We start from the raw sequence: 17,020 nt of genomic DNA, 5'->3' as shown, positions 1-17,020 counted from the left end.
ATTACCTTTCGTTGGGGGAAATGGGACCGAGCAGCACCACGCCGGCCAGGCCTTCGCCCGGCGCTACGCCAGGCTCGGCGGGCTCGGCTTCGTCCTGGCGTTGCAGCTCGACGCGCGTCAACGCCAGCGGCAACGGCGCCGGGCCGGCCAGCAGCCAGGCCGCCAGCGGCGCGGCGGGCGCGTGGTCGAAGCGAATGCGCCAGGCGCCGGCGGCGTCGGCGCTGACCTCGTAGCGGCCCGCCAGTCCGGCCGCATCGAGCCAGCGGCCCAGTGTTTCGGCCGACACCGCCGCCTGCCGCGCCGTTGGCGGCGGGCCGGCCTGGCGCAATACGGCATCAAGTTCGCGCGCGCCCGCTTCCAGCTGCCGCAGCGCTTGCCGGCTGCGCTCGATGCGCGCCAGCGACGGTTCGATCACCGCCAGCCAGCACAGCGCCGCGCCGACGACGCAGGCACAAAGCGCCAGCAGGCGTTTTTCGCTGTGCGACAGGCGCGTCCAGGCCGCCACGCCGCGGGCTTGCCAGGCCTGGCGGCGCGCGCGCCAGCGACCGCGCCAGAGCGCCGGCAGGCCCAGCGGCCTGGGAGGAGGCGCCAGCGTCATGAGCGTTCCGCCTTCCCGGCCTCGGCATCCGCCGGCGCGCGGCGCAGGCGCCAACCGGTCGCGGTGGCCTGGACCGCCAAGCCCGCCTGGCGCGCCGCCTGGACCCAGCCGGGCGTAGCCGCCGGCTTGCCGTCGGCGGGCGCATCCTGCGTCCCGGGACGGGCCGCGGGCGGCATGTCCAGCTCCAGGCCGCCCGCCTCATAGCGCCAGGCCAGCACGTCGCCCGCGGCGAAGGCCATGTGTTCGCGCGCCGCCCGCAACAGGAATCCGAGTTCGCGCCAGTCATCACCCGTGCCGGCGCGGCGCGCGGCCAGTTGCCGGCGCGCCTGCGCCAGCGGGTCGACCACCGTGGTGATCGACGGAAACACCTGGCGCAACGCCTGCGCCTGTTGCTGGCGCAGGGCCTGCGCGCCATGTTCCAACCGGGTTGCCTGCAATGCCAGGCCGGCCATCCATACCGCGGCCGCCGCCATGGCCAGCGCGGTCGCCCTGCCCCAGCCCCAGGCGCCGGCCGCTGCATGGCCGTCGGCGGCGGCCGCGATGGTCCAGGGGATATCGGCCATCACGCCGCAGGCCGCCTCCGGCAACACCGGGTCGGCCGCATCGCCACGCCACTGCGCCGGCACGGCGCCGATCCACTGGCGGGCGCCGGCGGCGCAAGCGGCGGCGTCCGGCCCCAACGTCCGCGCCAGTGTCGACGGCGTGTCGCCATCGGCCATTTCCCGCGCATATAGCGCGCCGCGTCCGTCGGGCTGGCGCGCCACCAGGTAGCCATCCAGGCAATACAGCGTCCAGCCCGACGCGGTCTCGGGCAGCCACAACGGCGTCGGCGCGAAGGCCGCCAGCGACAGTCCGCTGGCGGAGAGCAACGACTGCGCATCCGCGGCCGCCTGGGCGTCGACCCAGGCCACGGCGACCCGCCCATCGGCGTCGCGGGGGCCGTGGCCGATGCGCAAGGTGTCAGGGTCCCCCAGCGCCAGCGGTTCGATCGCGCCTTCCACCGCGATCCGCAAGCGGGCCCGCGTCAGCGGCGGCAACGACACCGACGTCAGCGTGAGGTCTTCGGGATGCAGGAAAACGGTGACGCGCGCGCCCGGCCAGCGCCGCCCCAGTTCCGCCAGGGACAGGGGCGCCTGGCGGCGCCAGCCGGCCTTCTCTTGCACCGCCAGGGGCAGCGGCGTATCAGCCGCGAGAATGCGCAATGGCGGCAACAGCACGCGGATCGAGGCCATCACGCGCCTTCCCGCGACCAGACGATGCGCGAGGCGCCGTCGCTGGTGCGCGCCAGCAGCGCCTTCAACGGCAGGATCGCGTCGCCCAGCCGGGCCGCGCCGGTCAAGGTGAACCAGCCGCTGGCCACCGCCACGCGCGGCGCTTGCGGCGCCGCCACGGGGGTGTCGCCGCGGGCGTTGTTGCTGGCGTTGCCGCTTGCGTTGCTGCCTGTATCGGCGCCCGCGGCCTGCCCGGCGCCGCTGGCGCTGGCCAGGCGATTGGCGAAGTCGCCCTGGTTGACGAACCAGAGGCCGCCGTCGCGCTGCGCCACCATGGCCCTGGCCTGCTCCAGCGACATGCCCGGCACGCGCGCCGCGATGACTTCGGCGCTGGCGGTGTTGACGTTGACCAGCGTGACGCGCGGCAGCACCGTCACATGGCGCCGCAGCCGCGCCAGCACCGCCGCGTCCACGCCCGCCACGCCGGCAAGCTCCTCCAGGCCGCGCGGCGCCGGCAGCACCGCGCCCGACGCCGCCCCCGGCTGCGAATCGAGCATGCGCTGGGCGATGGCCATGCCCACCTCGGGCGCCACGCCAACCAGGGCGCACAGGCGCAGCAGTTCCTCCACGCCGTCCTGGTGCAGCCGTCCTTCGAACACCAGATTGCGCAGGTTGAACTTGCCCTGCTCGTCCTCCAGCCGGCCGACGAAGGCGGTATCGCGGCCGGGCGGTTGCAGCCGCGTGTCGATGATGGGCGCGGCCCAGTCGCCATCGGCGCGTGTCGCGGCCTGGCGCCGGCTGTCCTCCCGCAACAACTGGCGCGCCAGGCCCAGCCCGGCTTCGAGCACGGCCTGGGCCTGGGCGCGCGTCTGCGCCGCCTGCACCGCGCGCAGGAAAGTGTCCTGGCGCTGCAGCAACGACGCGACGATCATCGTCACCGCCGCCACCACCAGCAAGGCGCTGATCACCGCCATGCCGCGCTGCCGGTCACAGCTGCCAGGAACCGATGTCGGCATTGCCCGCGTCTCCATCCGGCTTGCCGTCCGCGCCCAGCGAAAACACGTCGATCTCGCCCCGGGTGCCGGGGTTCAGGTATTGATACGGGTGGCCCCAGGGATCATTCGGCAGGCGGTCCAGGTAGGCGCGCCAGGCGCTCGAGGCGCCCGGCCCCGAAGCCGGTCGTTCGACCAGGGCGCGCAGGCCCTGCTCGGTATTGGGGTAACTGCCGTTGTCGAGCCGGTACAGCTTGAGCGCCTGCATCAGCGCGCTGATGTCCTGGCGCGCCGCCACCGCGCGCGCCTGGTCGGGCCGGTCCAGCAGCCGCGGCACGATCAGCGCCGCCAGGATACCCATGATGACGATCACCACCATGATCTCGATCAGCGTGAAACCACGCTGCCGGCGCCTGGGCGGGTACTGCCTATCCGTCATGAACCGGCCTGCTTTCATCGCGCTTGGACTCCGGGGCAATCACACGGGGAGCCCGGGGGACGGCATGGCGGGTGGCGGCGAAACCGCCCGCACCGCCCCTCGGGTCCGCACAGTGTGGCCAACCCGGATTTCACGCATTTGACCCATTGTGTGGAGCTTTGAAAGGCAGTCGACGCGCGCGCCGGCGGCATTTGCGGCGCCTTTGGATCCGGCAACCGCCTAGGGATTTCCCGCGTTCTGCCGGCGGCTTCGCCGGGGCGCCGCAATTTTTTCCGTTTCCTGAAAGGTGAACGGAAGTTTGGATTTTTAGACTCCCGCATTCATTGGAATGTCAGCTTTTTTTCAGATCCAAGTCAGTCTCGGAAGAAAGCCGCAACAAAGGGAGGAAGGAATCCAATGCAATCCAAACGCTGCGTCATCAAGCGCGAGGCGTGGGCCGCGGGCACGATGATCGTGCTCGGCCTGGGCGCCATCGCGCAGGCATCCACGTACACCATCGGCAGCCTGGCCCGCATGGGCCCGGGCATGTTCCCCGCCATCCTCGGCGTGCTGCTGGTCCTGCTGGGGCTGGTCATCGCGCGCACGGCCTACTCGCCCCTGGCGGCGGAAGAGGACGCCGAGGACATCCCCCCGCCCGAATGGCGCGGCTGGGGCTGCATCATCGGCGGCCTGATGGCTTTCATCCTGATCGGCAAATTCGGCGGCCTGGTGCCCGCTACGTTCGCGCTGGTCTTCATCTCGGCCATGGGCGACCGCCAGCACACCGTGCGCAGCGCGGCGCTGCTGGCGGTAGGCGTGACGCTGCTCGGCGTCGCGGTGTTCTCCTGGGCGCTGCAGCTGCAGTTCCCGCTGTTCCGCTGGGGTTGAGCCATGGAAATCCTCAATAACCTGATGCACGGGTTCTCGGTGGCGTTCGCGCTCGACAACCTGTTGTGGGCCGTGTTCGGCGTGTTCATGGGCAACCTGATCGGCGTGCTGCCCGGCATGGGCGTGCTGGCCGCCATCTCGATCCTGCTGCCGCTGACCTACACCATGACGCCGACCGCGGCGCTGGTGATGCTGTCGGGCATCTACTACGGCTCGCAGTATGGCGGCGGCATCACCTCCATCATGCTGAACCTGCCGGGCACCGCCTCGCACGCGGTGGCCTGCCTGGACGGCAATCCGCTGGCGCGCAACGGCAAGGCCGGCTCGGCGCTGTTCATGCTGATGTTCTCGTCGTTCTGCGGCGCCTCCGTCGGCATCCTGGCGATGATCCTGTTCTCGCCGCTGCTGGTCGACGTGGCCTTCAAGTTCGGCCCGGCCGAGTACTTCTCGATGATGATGCTGGGCCTGCTGGCCGGCGCCACGCTGGCCAAGGGCTCGGCGATCAAGGGCGTGGCGATGGTGGTGGTCGGCCTGTTGCTCGGCGTGATCGGCACCGACGTCAACACCGGCACCATGCGCTTTCACTTCGGCATCCTCGAACTGAGCGACGGCCTGCAGATCGTGGCGCTGGCCATGGGCCTGTTCGGCGTGGCGGACTTCCTCAAGAACATCAACCAGATCGGCGGCGACACCAAGGTCACCAGCACCAAGGTCAGCATGAAGTCGATGCGCCCCGAAGCCGGCGACATCAAGCAGTCGCGCGGCGCCCTGGTGCGCGGCACCGCCATCGGCGCGGCATTCGGCATCCTGCCGGGCACCGGCCCGACCATCGCCTCGTTCATCTCGTACGCGGTGGAAAAGAAAGTGGCGCGCGAGCCGCGCCGCTTCGGCCGCGGCGCCATCGAGGGCATCGCCGGCCCCGAGGCCGCCACCAGCGCCTCGACCCAGACCAGCTTCATCCCCACCATGAGCCTGGGCATCCCCGGCGACCCGGTGATGGCATTGATGCTGGGCGCGCTGATCATCCACGGCATCCAGCCCGGACCGCAGATGATGGTCGAACACGCCGACATGTTCTGGGGGCTGATCGCCAGCTTCTGGGTCGGCAACGTGCTGCTGCTGTTGCTCAACCTGCCGCTGATCGGCATGTGGGTGCGCCTGTTGACCGTGCCGTTCCGCTACCTGTTCCCGGCGGCGCTGTTCTTCGTCTGCGTCGGCGTCTACAGCACCAACAACAACCTGTTCGACGTGGGCATGGTGACGCTGTTCGGCGCGGCCGGCTATGCGTTGATCCGGTTGCGTTTCGAACCGGCGCCGCTGCTGCTGGGCTTCGTGCTCGGGCCGATGGTGGAAGAGAACTTCCGCCGCGCCCTGCTGCTGTCGCGCGGCGACCTGGCTATCTTCGTGACGCGTCCGATCAGCCTGGGCTTCGTGCTGGCCTGCGTGATGCTGATCGCCCTGCTGCTGGTATCGGCCGTGCGCCACAGGAACAGGATGCAGGCGGCCCTGCGGGAATCCGGTTCGGCGGCCTGAGCCACGCCGCGCCGATGGACGGCCGCCCCCGGGGCGGCTGTCCCATTTGCAGAGGCGCGACTCGCGCCGCGCCCGCGCTTACGCCCCGGACGGATCTTCGGGCGCGGCGCGATGGCCGTCGATATGGCCCAGCGGCCGCCCCGGATCGAGGCGGTCGCGCACACGTTGCTTGAGCACCTTGGCCTCGGGAAAGCCGCCATCGCCCTTGCGGTCCCAGAGCAGTTCGCCGTCATAAGTGATCTGGAACACGCCGCCGGTGCCGGGCTGCAGCGCCACCTCGCCCAGGTCGGTGGCGAAGGTGGACAACAGCTCCTGCGCCATCCAGCCGGCGCGCAGCAGCCATTGGCACTGTGTGCAATAGAGGATGACGATGCGGGGACGGGCGGCGGCGGTAGTCATGGCGCGGATCATTCTACGCCAGCCAGATACCGCCGCGCGTTTGCCAACGCCTGGGCGGCCTTCGCACGCCCCCAGGCGGGGCGGCTTTCAGGGCAGGCGCAGGCTGGTGGATAATGTCGGGTTTTCCCGGGCGTGCAACGCGCCCCGAGCCTGCCATGAAGTCTGCATTACCCGCCGCCCGCCGCCAATCCTGGCTGATCGGCCTCCTGATGGGGCTGGTCACGCTGACGCCCATGGGCATCGACATCTACCTGCCCTCGCTGCCGGCCATGGCGGCCGGCTTCGAGCAGCCGATGAGCGCGCTGCAGGCCAGCATCACCCTCTTCATTTTCGCGGTCGGCGTCGGCCAGGTCCTCATCGGCCCGCTGGCCGACCGCTACGGCCGGCGGCCGGTGGCGCTGGGCGGCGCGCTTGCCTACCTGCTGGGATCGGCGCTGGGCGCGGCCGCCACCTCGCTGGAACTGTTCTATGCCGCCCGCGTGATCCAGGGCCTGGGCGCCTGCTCGGCCTCGCTGGTGGCGTTCGCGGCGGTGCGCGACCGGTTCAGTCCCGCTGTCGGCGCGCGTGTCTACAGTTACCTCAATGGCGCCCTTTGCACGGTGCCGGCGCTGGCGCCGATGCTGGGCGGCGCCCTGGCCGTGCACCTGGGCTGGCGCAGCACGTTCGTCTTCATGGTGCTGTTCGCGCTGGCGCTGGCCCTGCTGCTGGCCTGGCGCTTCGACGAAACGCGGGCCGCGCCGCCGGCCGGCCGCGCGCCGCTGTACAGCCTGCGCCGCTATGCGCCCATCATCGCCAGCGGCCGCTTCCTGTACTTCGCCGTCTTCGGCATGGCCGGCATGGCGATGATCCTGGTATTCGTATCGGCCGCGCCGGTGGTGCTGGTGCAGCAGCTGGGCTATTCCGAGCTGGGCTTCTCGGCCTGGTTCGGCGGCAATGCCGCCATCAATATCGCGGCGTTCTTCCTGGCGCCGGTATTCATCGCGCGTTTCGGCCGCCATGCCATGCTGCGGGTCGGCATGGCCGCGCTGCTGCTGGCGGCGCTGATGCACCTGGCCGCGTGGCGCTGGGCGCCCTCGGCCGCCTGGATCTTCATGCTGCCGGTGGCGGTGCTGACCGTCGGTTTCTCGCTGGCGCTCGGTTCGGCCCTGAGCCTGGCGCTGGAACCCTTCGCCGACCGCGCCGGCACCGCCGCCGCCGTCTACGGGCTGTTCCAGATGAGCGGTTCGGCCGTCATCGCCACCGCTCTGCTCGACCACGGCGTCGCGCCGCAGGCGGCGATGGGACTGATCGGCGTGCTGATCGTGGCGCCGCTGCTGTGCCTGTCGGGCCTGATGGCGCGCCGCGCGGGCGCGGGGCGCTGACGCCACCGTCGGCGCGCTCCGGCGCCCCGCCTCAGGCCGCGGCGCGCGGCGCGTTCGACAGATGCATCAGCAAGGCGCCGCCCGCTATCAGCGCGGCGCCGGCCAGGCGCCCGGGATTGAGCGCGCTGCCCACGAAGCCCACCAGCGCATAGCGATCCAGCAGCAGCGCCGCCAGCATCTGGCCCGCGATCACCGCCGCCAGGAACGCGCCCGCGCCCAGACGCGGCGCCAGCATCAGTGCGGCCGTGATGTAGAACACGCCCGACAACCCGCCGGTCCAGCCCCACCATGGCAGCCGGCCGATCTCGCCGAAACTGGGCGCGGGCACCCGCAGCAGCGCCATCACCACCATGGCCGCGACAGCGCTGACCGCCAATGACACCATGGTGGCCCACAAGGGATGGCCCAAATGGCGCCCCAGGGCGGCGTTGGCGCCGGCCTGGATCGGCACCAGCGCGCCGGCCAGCACGGCGGCAGGAATGACGTAGGCGGTCGAGAAATTCATGGTCGGACTCCGGTAATGGATGAGTGGGGAATGGGAATGGCGCTATTCTCATATTCATCAACCATCGAATCCAATTCGATATTCGTCTTTTGGATATGCACATCACGAATAATCTAAGGGCAATCGACCTGAACCTGCTGGTGGTGCTGGATGCCCTGCTGCATGAACGCCACCTCACCCGCGCCGCAGCCCGGCTGCCAATGAGCCAGCCGGCCATGAGCCACGCGCTGGCGCGCCTGCGGGTGTTGCTGGGCGACCCCCTGTTCCATCGCACCCGGGGCGGCTTGCGCCCCACGGCCCACGCGCTGGCGCTGGAGGCGCCGCTGCGCGATGTGCTGGCGCAGGTGCGCCGGCTACTGGCGGGCGCGGTGTTCGAGCCGGCGGCGAGCCGGCGCGCGTTTCGTCTGGCCATGTCGGACTACGGCGCGCGCGTGGCGCTGCCGCCGCTGTTGCGCCACATGCGGCGCGAGGCGCCGGGCATCGACCTGGAAATCAGCTATGCCAGCCGCAGCGGCATGATCGCCGGCGTGGCCGATGGCCAGCTGGACCTCGCGCTGTCGGTGTTTGGCGAAACACCGGCCGACATCCGCCGCGCGGTGCTGTTCCTGGAGGATTTCGTCTGCGCCGCCGATGCCGCCCAGGGCGTGCCGTCGACCTTGCAGGCGTATCTGGCGCGGCCGCACGTGCTGGTCGCGGCCGGACCGGACCAGCGCGCCGCCGAGGTCGATGCCGCGTTGGCCCGCCTCGGCCACGCGCGCCGTGTGGCGGTGCGCCTGCCGCACTGGACCGCGGCGCCTGCCATGCTGGCCGGCACCGATCTGCTGCTGACGGTGGCGCGCCGCACGGTCGACCCGGTCCCGCCGGGATTGGCGGTCGGCGCGGCGCCGTTTCCTATCGCGCCCCTGGCCTTCGAAATGATCTGGCATGAACGCGCCGATGCCGATGCCGGCCTGGCGTGGCTGCGCGAGCAGCTCGGCACCGCGCTCGCCTGACGCATGCCGACGCGGCGCCGCCCGCTCGCTTTGGCCTACTATCGGCATATCCCTCTCTCCAGGAGATGTCATGCCATCCGAGCTTTCGATGCCTGCACGGCCCGCGGCCGCCCCCGCCGCGTCGCCAGACCCCTTGCTGTCATACGCGCTGCGGGACGGCGTCGCCACGCTGCGCCTGAACCGGCCGGCGCAGTTCAATGCGCTGTCCGAAGGCCTGCTGGACGCGCTGCGCGCCGCCATCGATGCGCTGGCGCGCGCGCCGGACCTGCGTTGCGTGGTGCTGGAGTCGGCCGGCCGCGCCTTTTGCGCCGGACACGATCTGCGCGAGATGCGCAGCCAGCCGTCGTTCGATTACTACCTGGCCCTGTTCCGCAAATGCAGCGGCGTGATGCAGGGCCTGCAGGCCCTGCCGGTGCCGGTGATCGCCAAGGTCCGCGGCGTGGCCACCGCGGCGGGCTGCCAACTGGTCGCCAGCTGCGACCTGGCGGTGGCCGAGGACACGGCGCGATTCGCCGTGTCGGGCATCAACGCCGGCCTGTTCTGCTCGACGCCGGCCGTGGCCCTGAGCCGCAACATCGCCGCCAAGCGCGCTTTCGAGATGCTGGTCACGGCGCGCTTCATCGACGCCGAGCAGGCGCGCGACTGGGGCCTGCTGAACGACGTCGCGCCCGCGCAGGAGCTGGGTGCGAGGGTCCAGGCCCTGGTTGACGTCATCGTGGCCAAGAGCCCCGCGGCCATCCGCTACGGCAAGCGCATGTTCTACGCCCAGCGCCAGATGCCGCAGGCCGAAGCCTACGAATACGCCGCCGAGGTCATGGCCCGCAACATGATGGAGGAAGACGCGGGTGAAGGCATCGACGCCTTCCTGCAGAAGCGCGCGCCGCGCTGGCGCCAATAGGCCGCGCGCCGCCGCGGGCGCGCCGCGGCGCGCGCAGTATCGTCGCGGCCGCTGGCCGTCAGGCCAGCCAGCCCAGCGCCCAACCGCCCGCGGCCGCGGCCAGCACCACCCACAACGGCGACCAGCGCGCATAGACCAGCAGGCCGAACAGCGCCAGCGCCAGCGCGAAATCCCACTTGCCGCGGATCGCGCTGGTCCATACCGGGTCATACAGCGCCGACAGCAGGATACCGACCACCGCGGCGTTCACGCCCGCCACCATGTTGCGCACGCCCGGCCGTCGCCGCAGGCTTTCCCAGAACGGCAAGGCCGCCGCCACCAGCAACGCGCCCGGCAGGAAGATGGCCACCAGCATCGCCAGGCCGCCGGCCCAGCCCGACAAGGGGCCGGCCGAGGCCGAGCCAAGAAAGGCGGCAAAGGTGAACAAGGGGCCGGGCACGGCCTGCGCGACGCCGTAGCCGGCCAGGAAATCCGCGTCCGGCACCATGCCGCCGCCCACCGCCGCCGTCTGCAGCAGCGGCAGGACGACATGGCCGCCGCCGAACACCAGGGCGCCGGCACGGTAGAACCCCGCCAGTTGGGCCGCCAGCGGCGCGCCCGACAGGTCGGCCCACAACGGCAGCGCCACCAGCAACAGGATGAACAGGGCCAGACAGACGTAGCCGCCGAGGCGCGACGCGCCCTGGGTCCGGTTGGCCAGGAGGGGCCGCGGCGGCACCTGCAACAGGGCGGCGCCAGCGACGGCGCCCAACGCGATGGCGCCGATCTGCCCCAGCGTCGACGGCAGCGCCAGCGTCATCAGCGCGGTCACCATCGCCAGCCCGGCGCGCGGACGATCGGGGCAGAGCGATCGGCCCATGCCCCATACGGCCTGGGCGATGACGGCCACCGCGGCCACTTTCAGGCCGTGCACCGCCGGCAGGCCGGCCAGGCCGCCAAACCGCGCCAGCCCCAGGCCCAGCAGGATCATCGCCAACGCCGACGGCAGCGTGAACGCCAGCCAGGCGGCCAGCATGCCCGCCCAGCCCGCCCGCTTCAGGCCCAGGGCCATGCCGACCTGGCTGCTGGCCGGCCCCGGCAGGAACTGGCAAAGCGCCACCAGATCGGAAAAAGCGTAATCGTCGAGCCAGCGGCGGCGGTCGACGAATTCCTCGCGGAAATAGGCCAGATGCGCCACCGGACCGCCAAAAGCCGTCAAGCCCAGGCGCAGGAAAGCCAGGAAGACCTCCATACAGGAGCCCCGTCCGGCCGGGACGGCTTCGCTGGCCGCCGTCTTGCTGGCGACGTGTTCATCATGAAAAGGCGGCTGCGGCGGCATCGGGGCGGCACTCTGACACGGTTGAAGCCCCCCGGGATGGCGGGTCTCCATGATTCAAGCTTATAGCCGGGCGGCGTCATCGTTTCAATCGTCCACCTATCCCGGCGTCCGGATCTCTACATGAATTTTCACAATTTCCATACAAATGCGGGCGGATTGCGATAGCCCCCTTCGGTAGCATTCCGCAGCCCACCGCGATGGAACTCGATGCGCCCGGACGGCAGATGTGCGGCCCTCGCGCCCCACAGGAATCACAGCATGCTCAAGTTCACGATCCGTATATTCGTGGTCGCCGCCATTGCCTATATCGCCGCCTCCCAGCTCGTGAACCGCAGCCTGGAATACCTGCTCGATTCGGTCAGCGCCGACCTCTCCTACCAGGCGGTGCGCGGCCAGATGTATGCGCTGCACAAGGAGCTGGACCCGATCGAACCCGAATCGCGCGCCGCCTTCATCCGCGATTCGCTGCGGCCCCATTACGGGCTGGAGCTCAAGCTGGTGACGCCGGAACGGATCGAGGCCACCGAGAAGGAACGGCAGGACCTGGCCACGCGCGGCTTCATCATGCGCGACGAGTACAACACCTATCTGGCGCCCCTGCCCGGCGAGCCGCGCCAATGGCTCGAAATGCGCCTGCCGGGCGAACCGTCGCTGGAAAAATGGATCACCTGGGGCGCCTGGCTGGCGCTCTGCATGGTGCTGGCGATGGTGCTGCTGCTGTTGTGGGCGCTGCCAGTCTGGCGCGACCTGGATGCCCTGCGCAACGCCACGCTGCGCATGGGCCAGGGCGACCTGGCGGTACGGGTGCGGCTTTCGCATTTCTCCGGTATCCGGCACGTCGGCGAGAGTTTCAACCAGATGGCCGAGCGCATCGCCGCGCTGGTGGAAAACCAGCGCAGCCTGACCAACGCGGTCTCGCATGAACTGCGCACGCCGCTGGCGCGGTTGTCTTTCGAGGTCGACATGCTCGGCCAGGAAAAATTCCTGCCCAAGCGCGACCAGATCCTGCACGACATGCGCACCGACATCGGCGAGCTCGAGGCGATGGTGGGCGAACTGCTGGTGTACGCGCGGCTGGAGCGCCCCGCCGAAGACGTCGTCACCCAGGAAACAGTGGACGTGCGCGACTGGCTGGGCGAAGCGCTGGCCCAGGTCGCGCACCAGGCCGACGCGCGCGGGGTGCGCTGCCACGTGCGCGATGGCCTGCCGGCCCATGTCCAGCTGCATCCGCGCTACATGAGCCGCGCGCTGCTGAACCTGGTGCAGAACGCGGTGCGCTACGCCAGCGGGCGCATCGAGATCGCGCTCACCAGCTGCCCCGCCGGGGGCTACGAATTGGTGGTGGACGACGACGGCCCGGGCATCCCGCTTGAACACCGCGGACGCATCTTCGAACCCTTCATCCGCCTGGACGAAAGCCGCGACCGCGGCACCGGCGGCGCCGGCCTGGGCCTGGCCATCGTCAAGCGCGTCGCCGCCAGCCACCAGGGCACGATCGAGGTGCAGGACAGCCCCCTGGGCGGCGCGCGTTTTGTCCTGCGGTGGCTGTCGGCGCCGGTGACGGCGGACTGATCGCCGCACCCGGGCCGCGCCGGCGCCTATCGCCAGGCGGTGCCCACCTGGATGTAGAACGCGTTCTGGTCCCTGCTGTGGGCCACGTCGATCCCCACCGCCAGGCCCAGCTTGCGCGCGATCAGGTAGCGGAATCCCGTGCCGACGCTGACGATATTGGTGGCCTGGCCAAAGCTGTTCCAGCGGCCATAGGCCTTGCCCACGCCGGAAAAACCCAGCAGCGACCAGCGCGGCGTCACGTTCCAGCGCAGTTCGACTTCGGTGGTCAGCGCATTCTTGTCCTGGTAGCGGCCGCGCGAGACGCCGCGCAGGTCGATATAGGGCTGGGCGTAGAACGGCACCGAACCGCTGGTGACCTGGGCATCGGCCCGCAGCCCCAGCGTCCAGCGCGGCGACAGCGGCTGCCACACATAGCCGCGGGCGCCATAGGTATCGAAGGACTGGGAACTGCCGAACCCCGGCCGCGCGAACTGGGCCTCCAGCTCGGCATAGGCGCCCTTGGTGGGATAGAACATGTTGTCGCGGCCGTCGTAGTCCACCACCAGGCCCAGTTTGCCGATGCTGCGCGAAACGTCCCCCGCCTTCAGCTCGGACGCCATCTGTCCCGTGAACGTGGTGCGGGAGTTGAAATAGGTATAGCGCGGACCCGCATACCATTTCGATTCGCCAAGCCGGGCCAGCAGTTGCTGTACCAGGAACGTCCCCTTCAGCTCGTAGCTGCGGCCGCGGTTGAGCATGCCGTAATAGTCCAGATTCATGCGCCCCTGGGCCAGCGCGCCCAGGTAGCGGTAGCGGTCGCCGCCCCAGGAGTGGAAATGGAACAGGCCGCCGCCGCGCGAGCCGTTCTCGGTCATCAAGCCGCCGGCCCCGGTAATGTTGGGCGGCGCCGCGGCCTCGCCGCTGGCCCGCGCGCGTTCGCCCGCTTCCGACATCGACTCCGAGAAATACAGCAGCATCAGGCCGCCGCCATATCCCACGGCCGGTTCCGTGATCACCGCCGGCACCGGCATCAACCCTTTGTTGTGGAGCAGATAGTTGCTGATGTCGAAGCCGCCGTCCTCGGGGTCGGTGAACTTCTGCGCGACCGCCGCGCCGCAGACCAGCCAGAGCCCCAACACACGCAACGCATGGCGCATAGACGCCTCCCAGGCGAGCGGGCCCGCCGCCCCCGGCGAACGGCGCCCAAGGCTGCATGGCCCGTATCAGAACACCAGCGCGGCCGAGGCCATGAAGGTGCTGCTGCTGTCCAGGCGATTGGTGCTGCTGATGGTCGGCACCCAGCGCAGCCCGAGCGACAGCGATCGCTTGTCGGCCAGTTTGCGGTCGTAGGTGATGACCGGGCCGAGCGCCCAGTCGCGGCCCTTGAAGCCGTTCAGGCGATCCGCCGTCGGCCCGCTGTCGCTTCCCAGCTGCTGCTGCGTGCCCAGCACCAGCCCCACGGCCAGCCCGTTCGAAAAGGTCTTGCGCCCCATCACGTCTATGCCGAAGATCGGCGCGTTGCGGTAGTCGGTATCGTTGTTGCGGGTGTAGAACTGCACGCTGGCGACCGTGTCGAGCTGCAAGCCCGACTGCGGGAAGATATGGGTATAGGCCACCTGCGGGATGAAGGTCCAGTTGTTCAGGCTGGGATTGGCCAGGGCGTTGGCATCGTACTTGCCGGTGGGCGCCCACACGTTCAGGCTCAGCGCCATGTGCGAGGTTTCCGAAAAGTGGTAGCCGGCGATGATCGGCGAGAAATACAGGTCGAACAAGTTGGACGCGGTATCGCTCTCGCCCGTGCTGCGGCCCAGCGGCCCGGAAGCCCGCGCGTTCACCTTGGTCCAGACATAGGGCAATGTGACGCTGGACGCGAAGTTCCAGCGGCCCGGCCCGGTGTCCCAGGTCTTGAGCAAGGTTGCCAGCGTGAACGCCGCCTTGCCCTCCACGTCGGCCGACACGCGCTTGCCCAAGGGCACGTCGCGGCCGCCGCCGACCTTGCCGTCCAGGTAGATCTGGGCGAAGTTCACCGCCCAGATGGGCTCGGGCGACACGATGCCGGCATTGGGCTGCACGCTGGTGCCCGTCACCTGTCGCCCCAGCGCGCCTTCGGTGGCATGCGCCGCGAAGGGCACGGCCAGCAGCGCCGCAGCCAGCAATGGAACGCCACTGGGGCGCGAACTGCGATGACGCGACACTATCGACATGCTGTGACTCCCGCTGGATCGTGAAGGGCATGCGCGTCGTCGCCGAACAGCCTGGGCGTGTCGTGATTCTGGAAATTGAGCGAAGGAGCGAGGTTGAGCGGATTATTGCTCTGGTTTGCAGCGTCCGCCGACTGTGCCCAGGCCTGGGCGGCGGGACATAATGGCGCGCAGGCGCCGATCAAGGCCAGAAAGCCCGCCCGTCCCCTTGTTCTGCCCGCAAACAACATCGTGCCCATGCTGCGTTCCCCATTGAATGGTTCATCGTGCAAAGACAAATTCGCTGCTGGTGCCGCCGATTTATTCGGCCCTTTCTGAATGAAAACCTATTATTAACGGGCCGAAATTTTCGACAATATTCTCATAATCTTTTGAATTGACCAATAGTGCGATCAATCACGCCGCCGCCCACCCGGATTGAAACGAATGCGTGGCCGGCCGTCGCCGTGAGAAATACGGGAATGCCGCCACGGCATTCCCGCAGCGCGCGGGTAAACCATAGGCGGCGGCAGGCCGCGATCAGGCCGCGCCGGTAGCGGCGGTGGCGTCGGTCGCCTTGCGCGCATGGACCTGGTCGATGCGCAGGCCGTCGCGGCGCGTGACCTCGAAGCGCCAATCGCGCCATGCGACCACATCGCCGGTTTCCGGGATACGTCCCTCCGCCCTCAGCAGCAGGCCGGCCAGCGTCGCGTCGTCGGCGTCATCGGCCAGTTCCGCCGCGTCCAGCAGCCGCGCCGCCTCGGCCAGCGCCAGCCGGCCATCGAGCAGCCATGATCCGTCCGACAGTTGCAGCGCCTCCGGCGGCGCCTCGGCATGTTCCGGAAGCTCGCCCGCCACCGCGGTCAGCACGTCCATCGGCGTCACCAGCCCTTCGCACACGCCGTGCTCGTCCACCACGATCAGCATGTGGTCGCGCGACGCCCGCAGTTCGTCCAGCACCTTGAGCACCGGCGTGGTTTCCATCACGTAGCGCGGCTCGCGCGCCAGTTCCACCAGGTCGATCGGGCCGGGGTTGCGCAGCAGCGCAAGCAGGTCCTTGAAGTGCAGCACGCCCAGCACGTTGGCCGGATCGCCGGCGCACAGCGGCAGGCGCGAGTGGCCCGAGGCGAACTTGCGCACGATCTGGTCGGGTGGGTCGGCGACATCCAGCCAGACCATATCGCCCCGCGCCACCATGATGGCGCGCACGTCGTGCGCGCCGATGGCCAGCACGCGTTCGATCATCGAGCTTTCCTCCGGCGCGAACGCCGGTTCCTCGCCGACGCTGTCCACCAGCGCCACCACTTCGTCAGCCTGCTGCGGCACGTGGCCGCCACGGCCGGCGCGCAACAGCCGCAGCACCGCCTGCGCGGTGCGCTGGCGCCGTCCCAGGGCGTGCGTGCCCTTGGCGCGGTTGCGGCGCGCCAGCTGGTTGCACAGCTCGATGAGGATCGAGAAGCCGATCGCGGCGTACAGGTAGCCCTTGGGCACATGGAAGCCCAGGCCCTCGGCCACCAGGCTGAAGCCGATCATCAGCAGCAGGCCCAGGCACAGGATCACCACGGTCGGATGGCGGGCGACAAAGCCCATCAGCGGACGGCTGGCCAGCATCATCACGGCCATCGCCACCACCACCGCGATCATCATGATGCTCAGGTCCTGCACCATGCCGACCGCGGTGATCACCGAGTCCAGCGAGAACACCGCGTCCAGCACCACGATCTGCAGGATCACCTGCCAGAACACCGCGTGCTGCGGCTTCTGGCCGGAATCGTGGGCGCTGCCGCCCTCGACCCGTTCATGCAGTTCCATGGTGCCCTTGAACAGCAGGAACAGGCCGCCCAGGATCAGGATCAGGTCGCGCCCGGAGATCTCGGCGCCCAGCACCGTGAACAGCGGCGCGGTCAGCGTCACCACCCACGCGATGCTGGCCAGCAGGCCCAGGCGCATCACCATGGCCAGCGTCAGGCCGATCATGCGGGCGCGGTTGCGCTGCGCCGGCGGCAGTTTGTCGGCCAGGATGGCGATGAACACCAGGTTGTCGATACCCAGCACGATTTCAAGAATGACCAGTGTCGCCAGGCCAAGCCAGGCGGTCGGGTCGGACATCCAGTCGAAAATCATCAACGTTCCACAAAGAAAATTCGGGGCGCGCGGACGTGGGCGCCCGGCAGCC

Annotated in this window: 17 protein-coding genes; 7 read left to right on the top strand and 10 right to left on the bottom strand. The window is 69.7% G+C overall.

Annotated elements, in window-relative coordinates; all coding sequences use genetic code 11:
* Window position 1 precedes the first annotated feature (1 nt).
* Genes AC6CR5_RS05030 through gspG form a run of 4 tightly spaced genes read right to left on the bottom strand, consistent with a single transcriptional unit; the run spans window position 2 to window position 3,240 of the window.
* A complete protein-coding gene (locus AC6CR5_RS05030) occupies window positions 2-598 on the bottom strand; it encodes a type II secretion system protein M (RefSeq protein ID WP_026384971.1) in 597 nt (198 codons plus the stop codon).
* Entirely contained in the window at window positions 595-1,830 is a 1,236-nt protein-coding gene (gene gspL, locus AC6CR5_RS05025) for a type II secretion system protein GspL (RefSeq protein WP_498085296.1), read from the bottom strand. Before gspL ends, AC6CR5_RS05030 begins: the two co-directional genes overlap by 4 nt.
* Window positions 1,830-2,825: a type II secretion system minor pseudopilin GspK gene (gspK, locus tag AC6CR5_RS05020; protein ID WP_498085295.1), complete on the bottom strand. Its 996-nt coding sequence runs from the start codon at window positions 2,823-2,825 to the stop codon at window positions 1,830-1,832. Before gspK ends, gspL begins: the two co-directional genes overlap by 1 nt.
* Window positions 2,797-3,240 (bottom strand): type II secretion system major pseudopilin GspG, encoded by a 444-nt coding sequence (gene gspG / locus AC6CR5_RS05015; RefSeq protein WP_026384969.1) that lies wholly within the window; start codon window positions 3,238-3,240, stop codon window positions 2,797-2,799. The genes gspK and gspG overlap by 29 nt, the downstream gene beginning before the upstream one ends.
* A 396-nt stretch (window positions 3,241-3,636) precedes the next feature.
* Here gspG and AC6CR5_RS05010 point away from each other — a divergent pair, with 396 nt between their 5' ends.
* Both AC6CR5_RS05010 and AC6CR5_RS05005 read left to right on the top strand, forming a co-directional pair.
* Window positions 3,637-4,107, top strand: coding sequence for a tripartite tricarboxylate transporter TctB family protein (locus AC6CR5_RS05010; protein WP_498085294.1), 471 nt, complete (start codon window positions 3,637-3,639; stop codon window positions 4,105-4,107).
* 3 nt (window positions 4,108-4,110) lie between these two features.
* Window positions 4,111-5,640: a tripartite tricarboxylate transporter permease gene (locus tag AC6CR5_RS05005; RefSeq protein WP_026384967.1), complete on the top strand. Its 1,530-nt coding sequence runs from the start codon at window positions 4,111-4,113 to the stop codon at window positions 5,638-5,640.
* Window positions 5,641-5,718: 78 nt separating this feature from the next.
* On the opposite strand, the gene AC6CR5_RS05000 is transcribed toward AC6CR5_RS05005, so the two are convergent.
* Window positions 5,719-6,039, bottom strand: a complete 321-nt coding sequence (locus AC6CR5_RS05000) for an Rdx family protein (protein WP_047991598.1) — start codon at window positions 6,037-6,039, stop codon at window positions 5,719-5,721.
* A 155-nt stretch (window positions 6,040-6,194) separates the two neighbouring features.
* Here AC6CR5_RS05000 and AC6CR5_RS04995 point away from each other — a divergent pair, with 155 nt between their 5' ends.
* A complete protein-coding gene (locus tag AC6CR5_RS04995; RefSeq protein ID WP_038503497.1) occupies window positions 6,195-7,400 on the top strand; it encodes a multidrug effflux MFS transporter in 1,206 nt (401 codons plus the stop codon).
* 31 nt (window positions 7,401-7,431) lie between these two features.
* Here AC6CR5_RS04995 and AC6CR5_RS04990 read toward each other — a convergent pair whose 3' ends face one another.
* Window positions 7,432-7,905: a DMT family transporter gene (locus AC6CR5_RS04990; RefSeq protein WP_020927613.1), complete on the bottom strand. Its 474-nt coding sequence runs from the start codon at window positions 7,903-7,905 to the stop codon at window positions 7,432-7,434.
* A gap of 95 nt (window positions 7,906-8,000) precedes the next feature.
* Between AC6CR5_RS04990 and AC6CR5_RS04985 the strand changes: the two genes are divergently transcribed.
* Window positions 8,001-8,897 (top strand): LysR family transcriptional regulator, encoded by an 897-nt coding sequence (locus AC6CR5_RS04985; protein ID WP_498085293.1) that lies wholly within the window; start codon window positions 8,001-8,003, stop codon window positions 8,895-8,897.
* 70 nt (window positions 8,898-8,967) lie between these two features.
* Entirely contained in the window at window positions 8,968-9,795 is an 828-nt protein-coding gene (locus AC6CR5_RS04980) for an enoyl-CoA hydratase (RefSeq protein ID WP_498085292.1), read from the top strand.
* A 58-nt stretch (window positions 9,796-9,853) separates the two neighbouring features.
* Here AC6CR5_RS04980 and chrA read toward each other — a convergent pair whose 3' ends face one another.
* Window positions 9,854-11,113, bottom strand: coding sequence for a chromate efflux transporter (chrA, locus tag AC6CR5_RS04975; protein WP_049054511.1), 1,260 nt, complete (start codon window positions 11,111-11,113; stop codon window positions 9,854-9,856).
* 258 nt (window positions 11,114-11,371) lie between these two features.
* On the opposite strand from chrA, the gene AC6CR5_RS04970 reads away from it, so the two are divergent.
* Complete coding sequence (locus AC6CR5_RS04970) at window positions 11,372-12,685, top strand: ATP-binding protein (protein ID WP_053500035.1); 1,314 nt, start codon at window positions 11,372-11,374, stop codon at window positions 12,683-12,685.
* Between the two features lie 26 nt (window positions 12,686-12,711).
* On the opposite strand, the gene AC6CR5_RS04965 is transcribed toward AC6CR5_RS04970, so the two are convergent.
* Both AC6CR5_RS04965 and AC6CR5_RS04960 read right to left on the bottom strand, forming a co-directional pair.
* On the bottom strand, window positions 12,712-13,821 hold the full coding sequence (locus tag AC6CR5_RS04965; protein ID WP_053089403.1) for a BamA/TamA family outer membrane protein: 1,110 nt from the start codon (window positions 13,819-13,821) through the stop codon (window positions 12,712-12,714).
* 66 nt (window positions 13,822-13,887) lie between these two features.
* Window positions 13,888-14,868 carry a SphA family protein gene (locus AC6CR5_RS04960; protein WP_498085291.1) on the bottom strand — a complete coding sequence of 327 codons (981 nt, stop codon included), beginning with the start codon at window positions 14,866-14,868 and terminating at the stop codon, window positions 13,888-13,890.
* Window positions 14,869-14,961: 93 nt separating this feature from the next.
* On the opposite strand from AC6CR5_RS04960, the gene AC6CR5_RS04955 reads away from it, so the two are divergent.
* Entirely contained in the window at window positions 14,962-15,183 is a 222-nt protein-coding gene (locus AC6CR5_RS04955) for a hypothetical protein (protein ID WP_269877074.1), read from the top strand.
* A 201-nt stretch (window positions 15,184-15,384) separates the two neighbouring features.
* On the opposite strand, the gene AC6CR5_RS04950 is transcribed toward AC6CR5_RS04955, so the two are convergent.
* Window positions 15,385-16,968 carry a TerC family protein gene (locus tag AC6CR5_RS04950; RefSeq protein ID WP_020927606.1) on the bottom strand — a complete coding sequence of 528 codons (1,584 nt, stop codon included), beginning with the start codon at window positions 16,966-16,968 and terminating at the stop codon, window positions 15,385-15,387.
* Window positions 16,969-17,020 lie beyond the last annotated feature (52 nt).

The sequence above is a fragment of the Achromobacter sp. EG18 genome, from assembly GCF_059759395.1.
Note: the sequence above shows the minus strand (reverse complement) of the source record. Positions and strands in the feature narration are given on the sequence as shown.